Source organism: Janthinobacterium sp. SUN137 (genome assembly GCF_030587265.1).
GTDB classification, from domain to species: Bacteria; Pseudomonadota; Gammaproteobacteria; order Burkholderiales; family Burkholderiaceae_D; genus Janthinobacterium; species Janthinobacterium kumbetense.
In genome coordinates, this window is sequence record NZ_JAPWHZ010000003.1 from 440,143 (window position 1) to 453,756 (window position 13,614).

At 66.6% G+C, this 13,614-nt stretch carries 15 protein-coding genes; 9 read left to right on the forward strand and 6 right to left on the reverse strand.

From position 1 onward, the window contains the following. Window positions 1–13 precede the first annotated feature (13 nt). Window positions 14–1,312 (reverse strand): cytochrome c, encoded by a 1,299-nt coding sequence (locus O3298_RS16925; protein WP_305060055.1) that lies wholly within the window; start codon window positions 1,310–1,312, stop codon window positions 14–16. 194 nt (window positions 1,313–1,506) lie between these two features. Here O3298_RS16925 and O3298_RS16930 point away from each other — a divergent pair, with 194 nt between their 5' ends. The 9 genes from O3298_RS16930 (at window position 1,507) to O3298_RS16970 (ending at window position 8,354) form a co-directional block, all read left to right on the forward strand. Next, a complete protein-coding gene (locus O3298_RS16930; protein WP_077402630.1) occupies window positions 1,507–3,159 on the forward strand; it encodes a Na+/H+ antiporter in 1,653 nt (550 codons plus the stop codon). A 195-nt stretch (window positions 3,160–3,354) separates the two neighbouring features. Then, on the forward strand, window positions 3,355–3,936 hold the full coding sequence (locus tag O3298_RS16935) for a YfiR family protein (RefSeq protein WP_305060056.1): 582 nt from the start codon (window positions 3,355–3,357) through the stop codon (window positions 3,934–3,936). An 8-nt stretch (window positions 3,937–3,944) separates the two neighbouring features. Continuing rightward, the gene (locus O3298_RS16940; RefSeq protein WP_251351178.1) at window positions 3,945–5,204 is read left to right on the forward strand and encodes a diguanylate cyclase domain-containing protein; all 1,260 of its coding nucleotides are present in this window, start codon (window positions 3,945–3,947) and stop codon (window positions 5,202–5,204) included. Window positions 5,205–5,220: 16 nt separating this feature from the next. After that, window positions 5,221–5,724 carry an OmpA family protein gene (locus O3298_RS16945; RefSeq protein WP_305057157.1) on the forward strand — a complete coding sequence of 168 codons (504 nt, stop codon included), beginning with the start codon at window positions 5,221–5,223 and terminating at the stop codon, window positions 5,722–5,724. 38 nt (window positions 5,725–5,762) lie between these two features. Beyond that, window positions 5,763–6,233, forward strand: coding sequence for a gluconokinase (locus tag O3298_RS16950; RefSeq protein ID WP_305060391.1), 471 nt, complete (start codon window positions 5,763–5,765; stop codon window positions 6,231–6,233). A 71-nt stretch (window positions 6,234–6,304) separates the two neighbouring features. After that, complete coding sequence (locus O3298_RS16955) at window positions 6,305–6,622, forward strand: DUF3144 domain-containing protein (RefSeq protein WP_092712778.1); 318 nt, start codon at window positions 6,305–6,307, stop codon at window positions 6,620–6,622. Next, window positions 6,622–7,542 (forward strand): fatty acid desaturase, encoded by a 921-nt coding sequence (locus O3298_RS16960; protein WP_305060057.1) that lies wholly within the window; start codon window positions 6,622–6,624, stop codon window positions 7,540–7,542. The genes O3298_RS16955 and O3298_RS16960 overlap by 1 nt, the downstream gene beginning before the upstream one ends. 75 nt (window positions 7,543–7,617) lie before the next feature. Further along, a complete protein-coding gene (locus O3298_RS16965) occupies window positions 7,618–8,013 on the forward strand; it encodes a helix-turn-helix domain-containing protein (protein ID WP_289911621.1) in 396 nt (131 codons plus the stop codon). Continuing rightward, complete coding sequence (locus O3298_RS16970; RefSeq protein WP_099664554.1) at window positions 7,995–8,354, forward strand: hypothetical protein; 360 nt, start codon at window positions 7,995–7,997, stop codon at window positions 8,352–8,354. Before O3298_RS16965 ends, O3298_RS16970 begins: the two co-directional genes overlap by 19 nt. Before the next feature lie 4 nt (window positions 8,355–8,358). Here the strand turns inward: O3298_RS16970 and O3298_RS16975 are convergent, their stop codons facing one another. The 5 genes from O3298_RS16975 to O3298_RS16995 form a co-directional block, all read right to left on the reverse strand. Next, on the reverse strand, window positions 8,359–8,898 hold the full coding sequence (locus tag O3298_RS16975) for a gamma carbonic anhydrase family protein (RefSeq protein ID WP_305060058.1): 540 nt from the start codon (window positions 8,896–8,898) through the stop codon (window positions 8,359–8,361). Between the two features lie 35 nt (window positions 8,899–8,933). Further along, the gene (locus O3298_RS16980) at window positions 8,934–9,665 is read right to left on the reverse strand and encodes a CPBP family intramembrane glutamic endopeptidase (protein ID WP_305060059.1); all 732 of its coding nucleotides are present in this window, start codon (window positions 9,663–9,665) and stop codon (window positions 8,934–8,936) included. Window positions 9,666–9,757: 92 nt separating this feature from the next. After that, window positions 9,758–10,894, reverse strand: a complete 1,137-nt coding sequence (locus O3298_RS16985) for a benzoate/H(+) symporter BenE family transporter (RefSeq protein ID WP_305060392.1) — start codon at window positions 10,892–10,894, stop codon at window positions 9,758–9,760. A gap of 178 nt (window positions 10,895–11,072) precedes the next feature. Continuing rightward, complete coding sequence (locus O3298_RS16990) at window positions 11,073–12,548, reverse strand: PLP-dependent aminotransferase family protein (RefSeq protein ID WP_305060060.1); 1,476 nt, start codon at window positions 12,546–12,548, stop codon at window positions 11,073–11,075. Beyond that, on the reverse strand, window positions 12,545–13,495 hold the full coding sequence (locus O3298_RS16995) for a hypothetical protein (RefSeq protein WP_305060061.1): 951 nt from the start codon (window positions 13,493–13,495) through the stop codon (window positions 12,545–12,547). The genes O3298_RS16990 and O3298_RS16995 overlap by 4 nt, the downstream gene beginning before the upstream one ends. Between the last annotated feature and the right edge of the window lie 119 nt (window positions 13,496–13,614).

Here is a 13,614-nt window from a genome sequence, read left to right on the forward strand (position 1 = left end):
AAACTTTCAAGAATTACTTGCCGGCGCGCGTGCGCGCCACGGCCGCTTCCAGGTTCGTCCAGGCCGGCTGGTGGCTGCGGCTGCGGCGCAGATAGGCGGCCAGCTGGGCCACGTCATTGTCCGTCAGCGAGGCGGCAAAGCCGGGCATCAGCACGCCGGGCATGGCCGCATCCTTGCTGATGCCGTGCAATATCACCTGGATCAGGTTGGCGGGATCGGGCGCGCTGACGGCGCTGTTCAGGCTCAGTTCCGGGCGCAGGGCCACGGGCCGGCCATCGCTGTTCGAGTGGCACGACGCGCAGGCGGCCACGTACAGGCTGGCGCCACGGTCGTTGTCGACCAGGCTGACCCTCTGCGAGCGGGCGATGCCGGCCTTCACCACGGCATCCGTATCGACCTGGCGTTGTTCAGCGCCGGCCACGCCGGCAAAATATACGGACAGCGCGCGGATATCGCTATCGGGCGAGGCGCCCATGCCTTCGTGCACGACGGCCGACATGGGTCCTGCCGCCACGCCGTGCAGGGCCGTCGCGCCCGTGCGCAGGAAGGCGTACAGCTCGTCCTGCGTCCATGGCAAGGGGGCCGTGTTGGCGCTGGTCAAGGCCGGCGCATACCAGTGGTCGATGGCCGCGCCCAGATAGGGCGAACCGGCCAGCTCGGCGCCCAGCGCATTGCGCGGCGTGTGGCAGGCGGCGCAATGGGCCAGGCCTTCGGCCAGGTAGCGGCCCCGGTTCCAGTCCAGTCCTTGCGCAGGATCAAGCTGGAAAGGCGCTGGCTTGAAAAACAGCAACTTCCATCCCGCCTGTAGCGGCCGCAAGTTCAGGGGAAACGGCACGCTGTTGGCGGGCGCCGCCGCATACACGGGCGGGCGCGTCATGAAATACGCGTACAAGGCCGTCAAGTCCGTATCCGAGACGAGGTTGAAATGCGTGTACGGAAAGACGGGATACAAATGGGCGCCATCGCGGCCCACGCCTTCGCGCATGGCCCGCTGGAAGGCGGCCAGCGACCAGCGGCCGATGCCCGTTTGCCGGTCGGGCGTGATATTCGTCGCGTAGATCGTGCCGAACGGCGTGGCCAGGCCGTGCCCGCCCGCGTACTCGGCGCCGTCCCTGGCCGTATGGCAGGCGGCGCAATTGCCCATGCCCGCCAGGATGCGGCCCCGCTCCACCACTTGCGGGGAAAATGCCGTGGCGGCAGGCGGATCGATGGGCGCCAGCGCGGGGCGCCAGTAATACAGATACGCGGCCAGGGCCGCCACGATGAGCAATGCCAGCGACAACAGCAGGCCGGTGAAGATTTTCTTGAGCAAAACAGGAACCAGTGAAAAGTAAAGGCCAGGGTGTAAGCAAGGCGCACGGGCCGCCGGCCAACGGCGGCGGCAACAGGGCCACGGTGACAATCTTACCGCGATTGTGACTTGTTGTATGTACGCAATGACACGCAGGCAACGCCGCAGGCGGGCTGCGCCTTATAATCAGCGTTTCAGCACGCCGCCGCTCCTTCATGCATACCGTTACCATCATCCTCATCCTCGTCCTGACCGTCGTCCTGTGCGGCTTTCTCGCCCGCTCGCGCTGGGTCAGGCTGCCGCTGCCCCTGATCCAGATCGCCGGCGGCACGGGATTGGCCTTGTTTGGCGTGCAAGTGCCGCTCGACCCCGACATTTTCTTCCTGCTCTTCATCCCGCCGCTGCTGTTTCTCGACGGCTGGCGCATCCCCAAGGGCGCCTTCTTTTCCGACGCACGCTCGATCCTGATGCTGGCCATCGGCCTGGTGCTGTTTACCGTGCTGGGCATGGGCTTTTTCATCGACTGGCTCATCCCCAGCGTGCCGCTGGCCGTCGCCTTCGCGCTGGGCGCCATCCTCTCGCCGACGGACCCCGTGGCCGTCTCGGCGATCGCCGCCGGCAACCCGATCCCGCCGCGCCTGATGCACATCCTCGAAGGCGAATCGCTGCTGAACGACGCTTCGGGCCTGGTCTGCTTCACGTTTGCCGTAGGCGCCATGATGACGGGCGGCTTTTCCATCGGCGCCGCTTCGCTGAGTTTCCTGCAGGAAGCGGGCGGCGGCATCGTCATCGGCCTGGCCATCTCGTGGGGCGTGGGCCTGGCGAATAAATGGCTGGTGAGCAAGGTGGGCGAAGAGCCGGGCCTACAAATCCTCATCAGCATCCTGATCCCGTTCGCCGCCTACCTGGGCGCCGAGCAAATCCACGGTTCCGGCATCCTGGCCGCCGCCACGGCGGGCGTGTCCATGCACTACGCCGACCTGATCGGCCGCCCGCTGGCCGCCACGCGCACCCAGCGCAAGGCCGTGTGGGATACCGTGCAACTGGTCTTGAACGGCGTGATCTTCGTCATGCTGGGCGCGCAGCTGCCCGCCACCGTCGCCGGCTTGCCGGCCGCCTCCGCCGAAATCGGCGCCGGCAGCGCCTGGAAGCTGCCCCTGTTCGTCATCGCCATCACGGTGGGGCTGACCTTCATGCGCTTCCTCTGGGTCTTCATTTCCATGAAACTGACCCTGTTCAAGCACCACAAGAAAATCGCGGGCGAACCGAAGGATGCGGCGCTGCTGGCGCGCCCCAGCCTGCGCCTGCTGCTGGTGGCGTCGTTCGCGGGCGTGCGCGGCGCGCTGACCCTGGCCGGCATCCTGACCCTGCCCCTGTTCTTGCCCGATGGCAATCGTTTCCCGGCGCGCGACCTCGTCATCTTCCTGGCCATGGGCGTGATTCTGCTGTCGCTGCTGCTGGCCAGCGTCACCCTGCCCCTGCTGACCAAGGGCCTGGTGTTCGCGCCGCCCGCGCGCCGTTCGACGGAAGAACGCAATGCCCGCGCCGCAGCCGCCGAAGCGGCCATCGCGCGGCTGGAAAAAGTGTGCGAAGGCATCGACAAGAATGACAAGCAGCAAGTCGTCACGGAAGCGGCCAACCGCCTGATCGAAGCCTACCGGCGCCGCCTCGCGTATGGCGAAAGCAGCAACGACGAGGCGATGCGCTTGCAGGAACTGGCCAAGGCCGAGCGCGCGCTGCGCCTGGAAGCGCTGAATGCGGAGCGCGATGAACTGTTCCGCCGCCGCATTTCTGGCGAACTGGACGACACCATCCATTTGCGCCTGCTGCGCGAAATCGACTTGCTGGAAGCGACACTGGAAGAATAGCAACACTCTGGCGTGCCACGGCAGTGTTGACAAGTAATTCTCATGGTAAAGAATGCAAGTTTTCACATTCGTGTTTATAATGCAAGGTTGTATGGCGTAGCGCCGTGATTTACTTTCAACCGGGACTTCCGTAGAGTCTGTGTTGCTGAGTAACAGTATAAGTAGCCACCCGACCCGAATAAAGACACCGACGCCGTGCCCTCTTCCCCCCGCCACCGGCAGCGCTCCGCGCCGCCAGCCCTGTTCGCTGTCGTGCTGCTGGCTTCGCTGCTCGCCGGCACCGCGCTGGCGCCGTGCGCGGCGTGGGCGCAAGCGGGCGCGGCGGCCGACGCCAGGCGTCCCGCCGAGGTGGCCCAGGTCCTGTTTGGCATCGTCAGCTATGTGCGCTGGCCCGTGGCGCGCCAGGAAGTGCGCGTCTGCATGGTCGGTGCGCCCCGCTACGGCGCGGCCATCGTCGATACGCCCGCCTCCAGCCTGGGCCAGCGCATCCGCGTGAAAATCCCGGCGCCGGCAAGCGCGGCCAGCGAATGCGACGTCGTCTACCTGGGCAGCCTGCCCGAGGGCGAGCGCGAGCACTTGCTGGCGCAGCTCATCGGCAAGCCGATTTTATCGGTCGCCGAACCCGGCACGTCGTGCACCGTGGGCACCATGTTCTGCCTGCGCCTGAACGAGGCGCAGATCGGCTTTGACGTCAACCTCGACGCCATCGCCCGCAGCGGCCTGCGCGTGCATCCGAACGCCTTGCAAATTGCACGTCGCAAGGGACCGCCGCCATGAGCGCCCGCATGAGCACCAAGCCTGCCCGCACGCCCCGCCCCACGCTCGACAGCGTGCTGCGGCGCGCCCACCTGAGCGTGTCGCTGATCGCCGTGCTGGCGGCCGGCCTGACCCTGACGGCCGTGGCGCTGCTGGCCCTGCGCGTGTATTCGGACCAGAACCTGCGCCTGGTGGCCCGCTCGATGAGCTACACGGTGGAAGGGGCCGTCGTCTTTGGCGATTCCCAGGCCGCCAGGGAAGCGCTGGCCTTGATCGGCGTCAATGAAGATATTGACCAGGCGCAGGTGAGCGACACGGCCGGCAAGGTGCTGGCCCGCTGGGAACGGGGCCAACATGGCACGCGCTACTACATCGAACGCGCGCTGACGGGCTGGATGCTGCCCGATTCGCTGACCTTCCCCATCACGCGCAATGACCAGGCCATCGGCAACATCACCCTGGTGCCGCACAGCCGCAGCCTGCTGCCCTTCCTGCTCAGCGGCCTGGCCTGCCTGCTCGCCTGCCTGGTGCTCAGCCTGGCCGTCGCCGTGCGCCTGTCGCGCCGTATGGAAACGGAAATCACGTCGCCCCTGCGCCACCTGGCGGAAACGGCCCACCGCGTGCGGCGCGACCGCTCGTTCGAATTGCGCGTGCCGCCAGCCAATATTGCCGAGTTGAACCAGATCAATGACGACTTCAACGCCCTGCTCGACGAACTGGAAGCATGGCAGAGCCATCTGCAAAAGGAAAACGCTTCGCTGTCGCACCGCGCCAACCACGACAGCCTGACGGGCCTGTCGAACCGCGCCTTCATGGAAGCGGAGCTGGAACGCGCCATCCTCGAAGCGCGGGTCGGCAATGGCAAGGTGGCCGTGCTGTTCCTCGACAGCGACCGTTTCAAATACATCAACGACACCTTCGGCCATGCCTCGGGCGACCGGGTGCTGGTGACGATCGCCGCGCGCATCAAGCAGCAATTGCGCGAGGGCGACCTGGTGGCGCGCCTGGGCGGCGACGAATTCGCCATCCTGCTCAAGCCGCTGCGCAACAGCAGCGACGCCATGCACATCGCCGACAACATCATCGCCGCCATGGCGCAAGCCATTGAACTGCCCACTGGCAACAGTATCGTCAGCTCGCTGACCATCGGCGTGGCCGTCTTCCCCGACCACGCCATCGACGCCGTCTCGCTGGTGGGCGCGGCGGACGAAGCCATGTACCGCGCCAAGCAGGCCCAGCGCGGCACGCGCCAGGTGGCGCGCCTGCCGCAACCCCATATTCACCCCTGAACCAAGGAGCAACACCATGCAATTTCTCTACACACAATTACGCCGCGGCGTCCTCGGTCTGTTCATGCTGGGCCTGCTGGCCGCCTGCCAGAGCACGCCAGAAGTCAAACCGCTGTTCAACGCCGAGCAAGTCGCCACCTTGAAGGAACAAGGCTTCAACCAGACGGACGAAGGCTGGGAACTGAGCTTTACCGACAAGCTGCTGTTCGAATTCGACGCCGCCAAGCTGACGGCACCGAGCCGCAACGCCATCCAGAAAATCAGCGCCGCCCTGCTGAAAGTGGGCATTACCCACATGCGCGTGGAAGGCCATACGGATAACGAAGGCACGGAAGCGTACAACAACAAGCTGTCGCTGGCGCGCGCCAACGTGGTGGCCGACGCCATGAGCGCATCGGGCATTCCGCGCGACAACATCACCGTCAAGGGCCTGGGCATGAGCAAACCGGTCGCCTCGAACGCCAGCAAGACGGGCAAGGCGGAAAACCGCCGCGTCACCGTCATCGTCTCGGCGCCTTGACCTTGCACCTGGACGTGCCCGCCGTGCGCTGGGTCGTGATGGGCGTGTCCGGCTGCGGCAAGAGCGCCGTCGGCAGCCTGCTGGCCGAGGCCCTGCACGTGCCCTACGTGGAAGGCGACGACGTGCATTCCCCGCAAAACGTGGCCAAGATGGCGGCCGGCATCCCGCTCGACGATGCCGACCGGGCCGGCTGGCTGGCCGCCCTGCGCGAACGCATCGCTGCGGCGCGCGCGCAAGGCAGCGGCCTCGTCGTCTCTTGCTCGGCCCTGAAGCGCGCCTACCGCGACATGCTGCGCGCAGGCGACCCGGCCCTGCGCTTTGTCCACCTGGACGGCCCGCGCGCCGTGCTGGAAAGCCGCTTGCAGCGCCCGGGCCACTTCATGCCCGCCAGCCTGCTCGACAGCCAGCTGGCCACCCTGCAACCGCTGCAGGCGGACGAGGCCGGCATCGTGCTCGATATCCGCCAGCCGCTGGCCGTGCTGCTCGAACAGATCCTGCAAACGCCCTGACTGGCGGCCGTGCGGCTGGACAGCCTGCGGCCCCCTGTGTAGACTGGCGCGCACTTTCATGAGGGATTTCTATGAGCACACCAACGACAAAACCAGCACCGGGCCCGGAATTCTGGGAACGCGCCGACCAGGTCATCGCCCTGGCCAATGAGCAATGCATGCACAGCGGCGGCAATGAAGTGGCCACCTCGCTGCTGTACGCGGCCGCCCGCTTCAACGCCTTCCTCGTCGCCAGCAAGAGCAACGACGTGGCCAAGATGCAGGCAGAGAAGGAAGGCGCCGTGGCCTTCTTCACGGAACAGTACAAACGCATGCTGACCGACAACTTCAACGATTACATCACCAACTTCGACAAGTACACGCAACCGTCGTCGGCCCCCAAGGGCTGATGCCAACGGCCAGCCTGGACAGTCACCGCGTCCGCGCCAGCCACGCTGGCGAAGTGCTGGACGGCGTGGTGCGCTACGCGCCGTTGCCATCGCTGTGGCTGACGGCCATGCTGGCCGGCGCCGTGACTGGCGCCCTGCTCTTCTTCAGCTGGACGGGCGTGGCGCTGTTTATCGTCAGCACGGCCATCGTCCTGCTGTTCGGCCACTCGCTGGGCAGCCACCGCAAACTGATCCACGACAGCTATCAGTGCCCGAAATGGCTGGAATATGTACTCGTGTACCTGGGCGTGCTGGTGGGCCTGAGCGGCCCGCTGGGCCTGCTGCGCCAGCACGAGCTGCGCGACTATGCGCAGCGCCTGCCCGATTGCCACCCCTATCTGCGCCACGGCGCCGGCTTCTGGCGCGATGCCTGGTGGCAACTCCACTGCCGCCTCGACCTCGACCACCCGCCGCGCATCGCCATCGAGCCACGCATCGCGCACGACCGCTTTTATCGTTTCCTGGAAAAAACCTGGATGCTGCAGCAACTGCCGTGGGCCCTGCTGTTCTACGCCTGGGGCGGCTGGGGCTACGTCTGCTGGGGCGTCTGCGCGCGGGTCAGCGCCGGCGTGCTGGGCCACTGGCTGATCGGCTACTTCGCCCATAACCATGGGCAAATGCACTTCCATGTCGACGGCGCCGCCGTGCAAGGCCGGAATATCCGCCTGACCTCGCTGCTGACCATGGGTGAATGCTGGCACAACAACCATCACGCGTATCCGGGTTCAGCCAGGCTGGGCCTGCTGCCGGGCGAATGGGACCCGGGCTGGTGGATGCTGCTGCTGTTGCGGCGCCTGGGCCTCGTCTCCGGCCTGCGCCTGCCGCACGACCTGGCGCCGCGGCCGGAACTGCGCCAACGGCTGCCCGCCGATAGTTATTGACCAATCGTTCACCAATGCATATAGTGGAAGCAGATACGGGACATCCCGCCCCGCCGCACGCATTGCATACGTACCATGGCCAGACCGCGCAACTTCGACGAAACGACCGTCATCAGCCAGGCTGCCGCCGTCTTTGGCAGCCTGGGCTACAACGCCGCATCGATCGATGACCTGGTCAAGGCGACCGGTTTGCTGCGCGGCAGCCTGTACAAGGCATTCGGCTCCAAGCGCCATCTGTTCGAGCGCGTGCTGGCGCAGGCGCTGCAGCCTGGCTGGCCGGCGCGGGAAGAAGCGGTCGATTTGCTGATCATCGCCTTGAAGGAACTGGCGCCCTCCGACGCCGCCATCACTGCGCTGTGCCGCGCCGCCGTGCAGGACACGGGCGCCGGGACGGCCCGCCTGCTGGGCGAACGCCTGTTAAGCCATCTGGATCAACCACCAAAGGAGACACCATGCCTGTCCTCGAATTGAACGACGATGCACTGACCATCCGCCTGGCCCTGTGGGAAAAGCTGGCATCCTTTCACGGCAACCTGCGTATTCCCCTGCAGCATGTGCGGGGCGCCACCGACGATGACGGTTTCCGCGGCACGGCCCTGGGCTTGCGCGCTCCGGGCACCAACCTGCCTGGCGTCATTTCGGCGGGCACCTACCACAAGGGTGGCGACCGCCAGTTTGTCTTCATGACGCGCGGCACGCAGCCGCTGGTCATCGAATTGCAGGGCGAAAAGTGGGCGCGCCTGGTACTCGGCGTGCCTGACGCGCGCGCCATGGCGGCGCGCATCAATGCGCTGGCCACGGCGCCAGCCTGATGCATCAGCCCGGCTCGCCGGCCAGGTAATTGTTCTTCACGCGCACGTAGTGTTCGGCCGAATAGCGCAGGTAGGCGATCTCGGCCTCGGTCAGTGCGCGCACCTTGACGGCGGGACGGCCCACGTACAAATGGCCGCTTTCCAGCACCTTGCCCGGCGACACCAGGCTGCCCGCGCCCAGCATCACGTGTTTTTCCACCACCACGTCATCCATGACGATGCTGCCCATGCCGATCAGGCACTCGTCGCCGATGGTGCAGCCGTGCAAGATCACGGAATGGCCGATGGTGACGTACTTGCCGATGGTCAACGGTGAACCGTCGGGCTTGGCCGCATTCCTGTGCGACACGTGGCCCATGGAAAAGTCCTGGATATTGCTGCCTTCGCCGATGACGATGCGGTTGACGTCGCCGCGCAGCACGCTGTTGCACCAGATGGAACAGTCGTCGCCGATCTGCACGTCGCCAATCACTTGCGCCGTGTCATGCAGGTAGACGCGCTCGCCCAGTACGGGGCGGGTATTCAGGTAAGAGCTTACAGGCATTGTCTTCTCGTTTCTTTGACATTAAACAACAGGATTCACACCCAGCCGGCGGCCAGCGCAAAAATCGCCAGCCCATGCGCGAGGGATGCGCCCAGCAAGCCGGCACGGCAATATACCAGCCCCGCCACTACGCCTTCGATCACGGTGAACACGAGGATGGGCACGCCCACCTGCGTGACGGTGGTGGCGAGAAAGGCGTGGCACAGGCCAAACAGCAGGCCCGACACCAGCGCCGCGCGCCAGGCCGGCAGCCAGGCGCGCAATTGCTGCTGCAGCAAGCCGCGAAACAGCAATTCCTCATAACAGTTGGCCGCCAGCGCAAAGCCCAGCAGCAAGGGCAGCGCGGATGGCGCGACGGGCGCCAGGGACGGCAAGCCGGACAAGGCTTTCAAGCCCGTCGCCAGCGCAATGATCAGTATGGCGCCCGCCACGCCCAGCAACACGGACAGGGCCGGCCGCGTGCCCAGCCAGCGGATCTGGCGGCGCGCCTCGCTTTCCAGCCAGCAAGTACTCGCCACCAGGGCCAGCGACATGGCGCCCAGCGCCAGCAAGACCGGCGGCGGCGCCGTGAAACGCAAGCCGCCCGCCGCCACTTGCCAATAGCCGTGCGCCGTCATCGCGTCGCGCGCCAGCACGAAAAACAGCACGTGCACGAGCACGCGCAGCAGCGGCACCGTCCGGGGCACGGCCAGCAGCAAGGCGGCGCAGACGAGGAAGGCGGGCGTGATCGCCAGCAGATACTGCGCCAGGGAAGTGATCTCGGGCATCGTTCAGTTCGTTCAATAGTGCCAACGGGCACGGGCGCAGCAATTGTATGCGGCGGCCGGCAACATCGGCAAGCTGCCCGGCGATGCCGCCGTCAAGCCGCCTTGCGCCAGCCATGCATCAGCGCATGCGCCGCCAGCCCGGCCGCCAGTCCCCACAGGGCGCCGCCCACGCCCAGCAGAGTCACGTTCGCGGCCGTGGCCAGGAAGGTGATCAGCGCCGTTTCGCGCATGCGCACGTCCGCCATCGTCTGCGCCAGGCTGTTGCCGATGGCGCCCAGCAAGGCCAGGCCCGCCAGCGCCGTGATGAAGGGGCGCGGCAAGACCATGAACAGGCTGGCCAGGGTGACGCCGAAGATGCCCACCAGAATGTACAGCACGCCGCACGCCAGGCCCGCGACATAGCGCTTCGACGGGTCCGCATGCGCATCCTTGCCCGTGCAGATGGCGGCCGTGATGGCGGCCACATTGAAGGCGTGCGCGCCGAATGGCGCCATGAGCAGCGAACCGAGTCCTGTCACCGTCAAAATGGGATTGGCGCTGACCTGGTAACCGTCATTGCGCAGCACCAGCATGCCGGGCATGTATTGCCCAGTCAGGGTGATCAGGAACAGGGGCAGCGCCACGCCCAGCAGCGACGCCACGGAAAAGCGCGGCATCTCGAACACGGGCGCGGCCAGGGCCAGTGCTATGCCTTGCGTATCGATGCGCCCCTGCGCCAGCAGCAGGGCCAGGCCGGTCAGCATGATGCCCACCACGGCAAAGCGCGCCGTGAAACGGCGCAGCACGGCGTACGACAGCAGCAATACCGCCACCAGCAGCGGATCGGCGCTGGCGCCGCCGAACGCGTTCACGCCGAATTGCAGCAGGATTCCGGCCAGCAAGCCGGCGGCGATGCCGCCCGGTATCAGGCGCACCAGGCGCTCGAAGGCGCCGGACATGCCCAGCAAGATGAAGGCGATGGCAGACACGATATAGGCGCCGATCACCTCGGCATACGGCGTATGCGGCATGACGGTGGCCAGGAAGGCCACGCCGGGCGTGGACCAGGCCGTGATGATGGGTGCGCGGTAACGGTAGCTGAGCCAAATGCCCGTCACGCCCACGCCGATGCTCAGCGACCAGACCCAGGACGCCGTCTGCGCGGCACTGAGCTGGGCCAGCTGGGCCGCCTGGAATACCAGCACGAAGGTGCCGCCATAGTTGACGAGGACGGAGATGAAGGCCGCCATGGCGGGGGACGCCAGGTCGCGCCAGCGCGCCCGTGTCGTGTGGTCGATCGACGCCGATGATGTGGAACTAGTCTGCATGCGTGTACCCTTGCCTGAAGTTCAAAAAGAGGCATCTTAACGGCCACATGGACTGCTCAGGCAGGCCACTTTTCGCATACATAACAGACCACTTGAGCACTCACCCCAGCGCGCGGGCCAGGCGGACGATGCCGCTGTCGATCTCGTGCGGCGTGAGCGCGGCAAAGCCCAGCAGCCAGCCGCCCCGCTCCGGCGGCCTCGCGTACAGCCGGCTCAGGCCTGGCAGCACGATGCCCGCCTGCGCCGCCAGGCGTATCGTTTCCAGCTCGTCCCTGCCCCCGTGCAGCAGACACGGCATCTGCAAGCCGCCCGGCGGCAGCTGCGCCGCGACCACATGCGGCAAATGCCGCTGCACGGCCTGCGCCATCGCATCGCGGCGCACGGCGTAGACCTTGCGCATGGCGCGCACATGGGCCGCGAAATGGCCGTCGGCGATGAAACGGGCCAGTGTCAGCTGGTCCAGCTGCGGCGTATGCCCGTCGAGGATGCTGCGCGCATACGTCATCGGCTTGACCAGCGCGGGCGGCAGCACCATGTAGCCGAGGCGTAGCCCCGGATACAGCGATTTGGCAAAGGTGCCCAGGTAAATCGTGCGCTGCTGCGTGTCTAGCCCCTGCACGCAAGCCGTCGGCAAGCCCGCGTAGTGAAACTGGCTGTCGTAATCATCCTCGATGATCCAGCCCTGGCGCGCGGCGGCCCAGGCAGTCAGGGCCAGGCGGCGCTCAAGCGCCAGGGTGGCGCCCGTCGGGTATTGATGCGAGGGCGTGACGTAAATCGTGTTGGCCCCGCTGCGGTCCGCGCGCAGGTGCTCGATGGACAAGCCATGCGCATCGACGGGTACTGGCACGACCTGCAATTGCGCCATCTCGAACGCCTTGCGCGCGCCGAAATAGCCGGGGTCTTCCATCAGGATGGGGCCATGCGCGTCGGCCAGCACTTGCGCGCACAGGTACAGGGCCTGGCGCGTGCTGCTCAGCACCAGCACCTGGTCCGCCGTGGCCCGCGCGCCCCGCTCCAGGTTCACATAGTCGGCGATGGCCTGGCGCAGGGGTTCAGCGCCTTGCGGGTCGCCGTGCAACAGCACGCCGGCCTGGTGTTCGCCGGCGGCCTGGCGCCGCAAGCGCTCCCACACGTCGAGCGGAAAGGCCCGCGTTTCCGGCAAGCCCGTGGCGAAGGCCTTCACGCTCTGCTGGTCGGCCACGCCGCCGCTGGCGAGAATCTGCGCGCCGCGCGCGCTGAGGGCCGCCGGCTGCGCGGACAAGGGCGGCAACGCAGTCGCAGGCTTGCCCAGCAAGCTCGCGCCTATCGTCGGCGAGACAAAACTGCCCGATCCCGCCTGCCGCCGCACATAACCATCGAGGCGCAGCTGCGCATACGCCATTTCCACCGTCTCGCGCGACACGCCCAGTGACTGCGCCAGCGCGCGCGTGGCCGGCAGGCGCAGGCCGGGCGCCAGCACGCCGTCGAGTATCAGCTGGCGCAGCGCGCGCTGCACCCGCACGCGCAAGTCGAGCGCCGCCAGTTCAGGCGCGGCGATGCGGATTTTCAGGGTGTCGAGTTCGAACTGCGGCGTCATAGGGCCTTGGCGCGGGCCGCATCCACGGCGGCCATGCTGCTGGCCAGCGAAAAGCCATGCTGCTGCAGCACCGCCACCAGCTGCTCGCCGGCGCAGCCCAAACGCAGGTTTTCCGCCACCCAGTCATGCCAGGCGGCGCCGATCTCCGACATGGGTTCTTCTTCCAGCGTGAGACCGAGTATGCAGCTAGCCAGCAAGCCGTTGATGCGCTTCGTGTCAATCAGGTGCTGCACCACCGCATGGCCCGACTGGGGATACGGGTGCAGGGTGCAGCGGCCGAAGGCGGCCAGGCGCTGCGCGTGCATGGCGTCGAGGTTCACCGATTCGCTGGCACTGGCGCCCGCATTGGCGACGTCGGGCCGGGCCACGTCGGGCCGCGTGCCGAACACCAGGTGCAGCTGCGTATCGGCCGTCGCCCTGGCGCGGCACAGGGCGGCCAGGTCATAGTAGCCAGACGGCGGCGGGTCTTGCGCCAGCGACTCCATCACGGGCAGCCAGCGCAGCTCGTGGTACAGGCGCGCCTGCTGCACGTCCAGAAAAGACAAGGGTCCGAAGGCGACGATCTGCTGCGCGTCCAACAGCAAGCCATACATGACGGCCGCGTACGCGCCCATGGACTGGCCGACGGTGCTGACCTGGCCGGGCGCGATGCGGCGCACCAGCTCGCGCAGGGCTTGCGCCGTTTCATCCACGTGATTGCCCAGGCCCGCGATGCGCCGGTGGTACCAGGCATTGCCCGAATCGCGCACGAGGACCTTGTTCAGGTGCTGTCCGCTGGCCTGCTCCAGCTTGCGCAGGCGCCCGTAAAAATCGAAGGCGGGACGCGTTGTCCACGAAACGAAGCCGAAGGCGATGACCAGCGGCGCGCCCGGCACGATGCGGTCGACCAGCACGTCGTCGGCACTGGTGGCGACCAGTCGATTATCCAGCGCTTGCGCTTGCAGCATCGGCCCGGCTCCCGATCAAGGTTGAAACAGCAGAAAGCATGAGTGTAATGCCAGTACTGGCAAAATGGAAACATTCGCCGCTGCGGTACGCCGGCAGATACGGGAAAACTGCTAATCTT

What these genes read in the sequence shown, in the direction of transcription:
- O3298_RS16930 (WP_077402630.1), top strand. Translation starts at nt 1,507, where the DNA reads ATGCATACCGTTACCATCATCCTCATCCTCGTCCTGACCGTCGTCCTG.
- O3298_RS16940 (WP_251351178.1), top strand. Translation starts at nt 3,945, where the DNA reads ATGAGCACCAAGCCTGCCCGCACGCCCCGCCCCACGCTCGACAGCGTG.
- O3298_RS16945 (WP_305057157.1), top strand. Translation starts at nt 5,221, where the DNA reads ATGCAATTTCTCTACACACAATTACGCCGCGGCGTCCTCGGTCTGTTC.
- O3298_RS16950 (WP_305060391.1), top strand. Translation starts at nt 5,763, where the DNA reads ATGGGCGTGTCCGGCTGCGGCAAGAGCGCCGTCGGCAGCCTGCTGGCC.
- O3298_RS16955 (WP_092712778.1), top strand. Translation starts at nt 6,305, where the DNA reads ATGAGCACACCAACGACAAAACCAGCACCGGGCCCGGAATTCTGGGAA.
- O3298_RS16960 (WP_305060057.1), top strand. Translation starts at nt 6,622, where the DNA reads ATGCCAACGGCCAGCCTGGACAGTCACCGCGTCCGCGCCAGCCACGCT.
- O3298_RS16965 (WP_289911621.1), top strand. Translation starts at nt 7,618, where the DNA reads ATGGCCAGACCGCGCAACTTCGACGAAACGACCGTCATCAGCCAGGCT.
- O3298_RS16970 (WP_099664554.1), top strand. Translation starts at nt 7,995, where the DNA reads ATGCCTGTCCTCGAATTGAACGACGATGCACTGACCATCCGCCTGGCC.
- O3298_RS16975 (WP_305060058.1), bottom strand. Translation starts at nt 8,898, where the DNA reads ATGCCTGTAAGCTCTTACCTGAATACCCGCCCCGTACTGGGCGAGCGC.
- O3298_RS16980 (WP_305060059.1), bottom strand. Translation starts at nt 9,665, where the DNA reads ATGCCCGAGATCACTTCCCTGGCGCAGTATCTGCTGGCGATCACGCCC.
- O3298_RS16985 (WP_305060392.1), bottom strand. Translation starts at nt 10,894, where the DNA reads ATGGCGGCCTTCATCTCCGTCCTCGTCAACTATGGCGGCACCTTCGTG.
- O3298_RS16990 (WP_305060060.1), bottom strand. Translation starts at nt 12,548, where the DNA reads ATGACGCCGCAGTTCGAACTCGACACCCTGAAAATCCGCATCGCCGCG.
- O3298_RS16995 (WP_305060061.1), bottom strand. Translation starts at nt 13,495, where the DNA reads ATGCTGCAAGCGCAAGCGCTGGATAATCGACTGGTCGCCACCAGTGCC.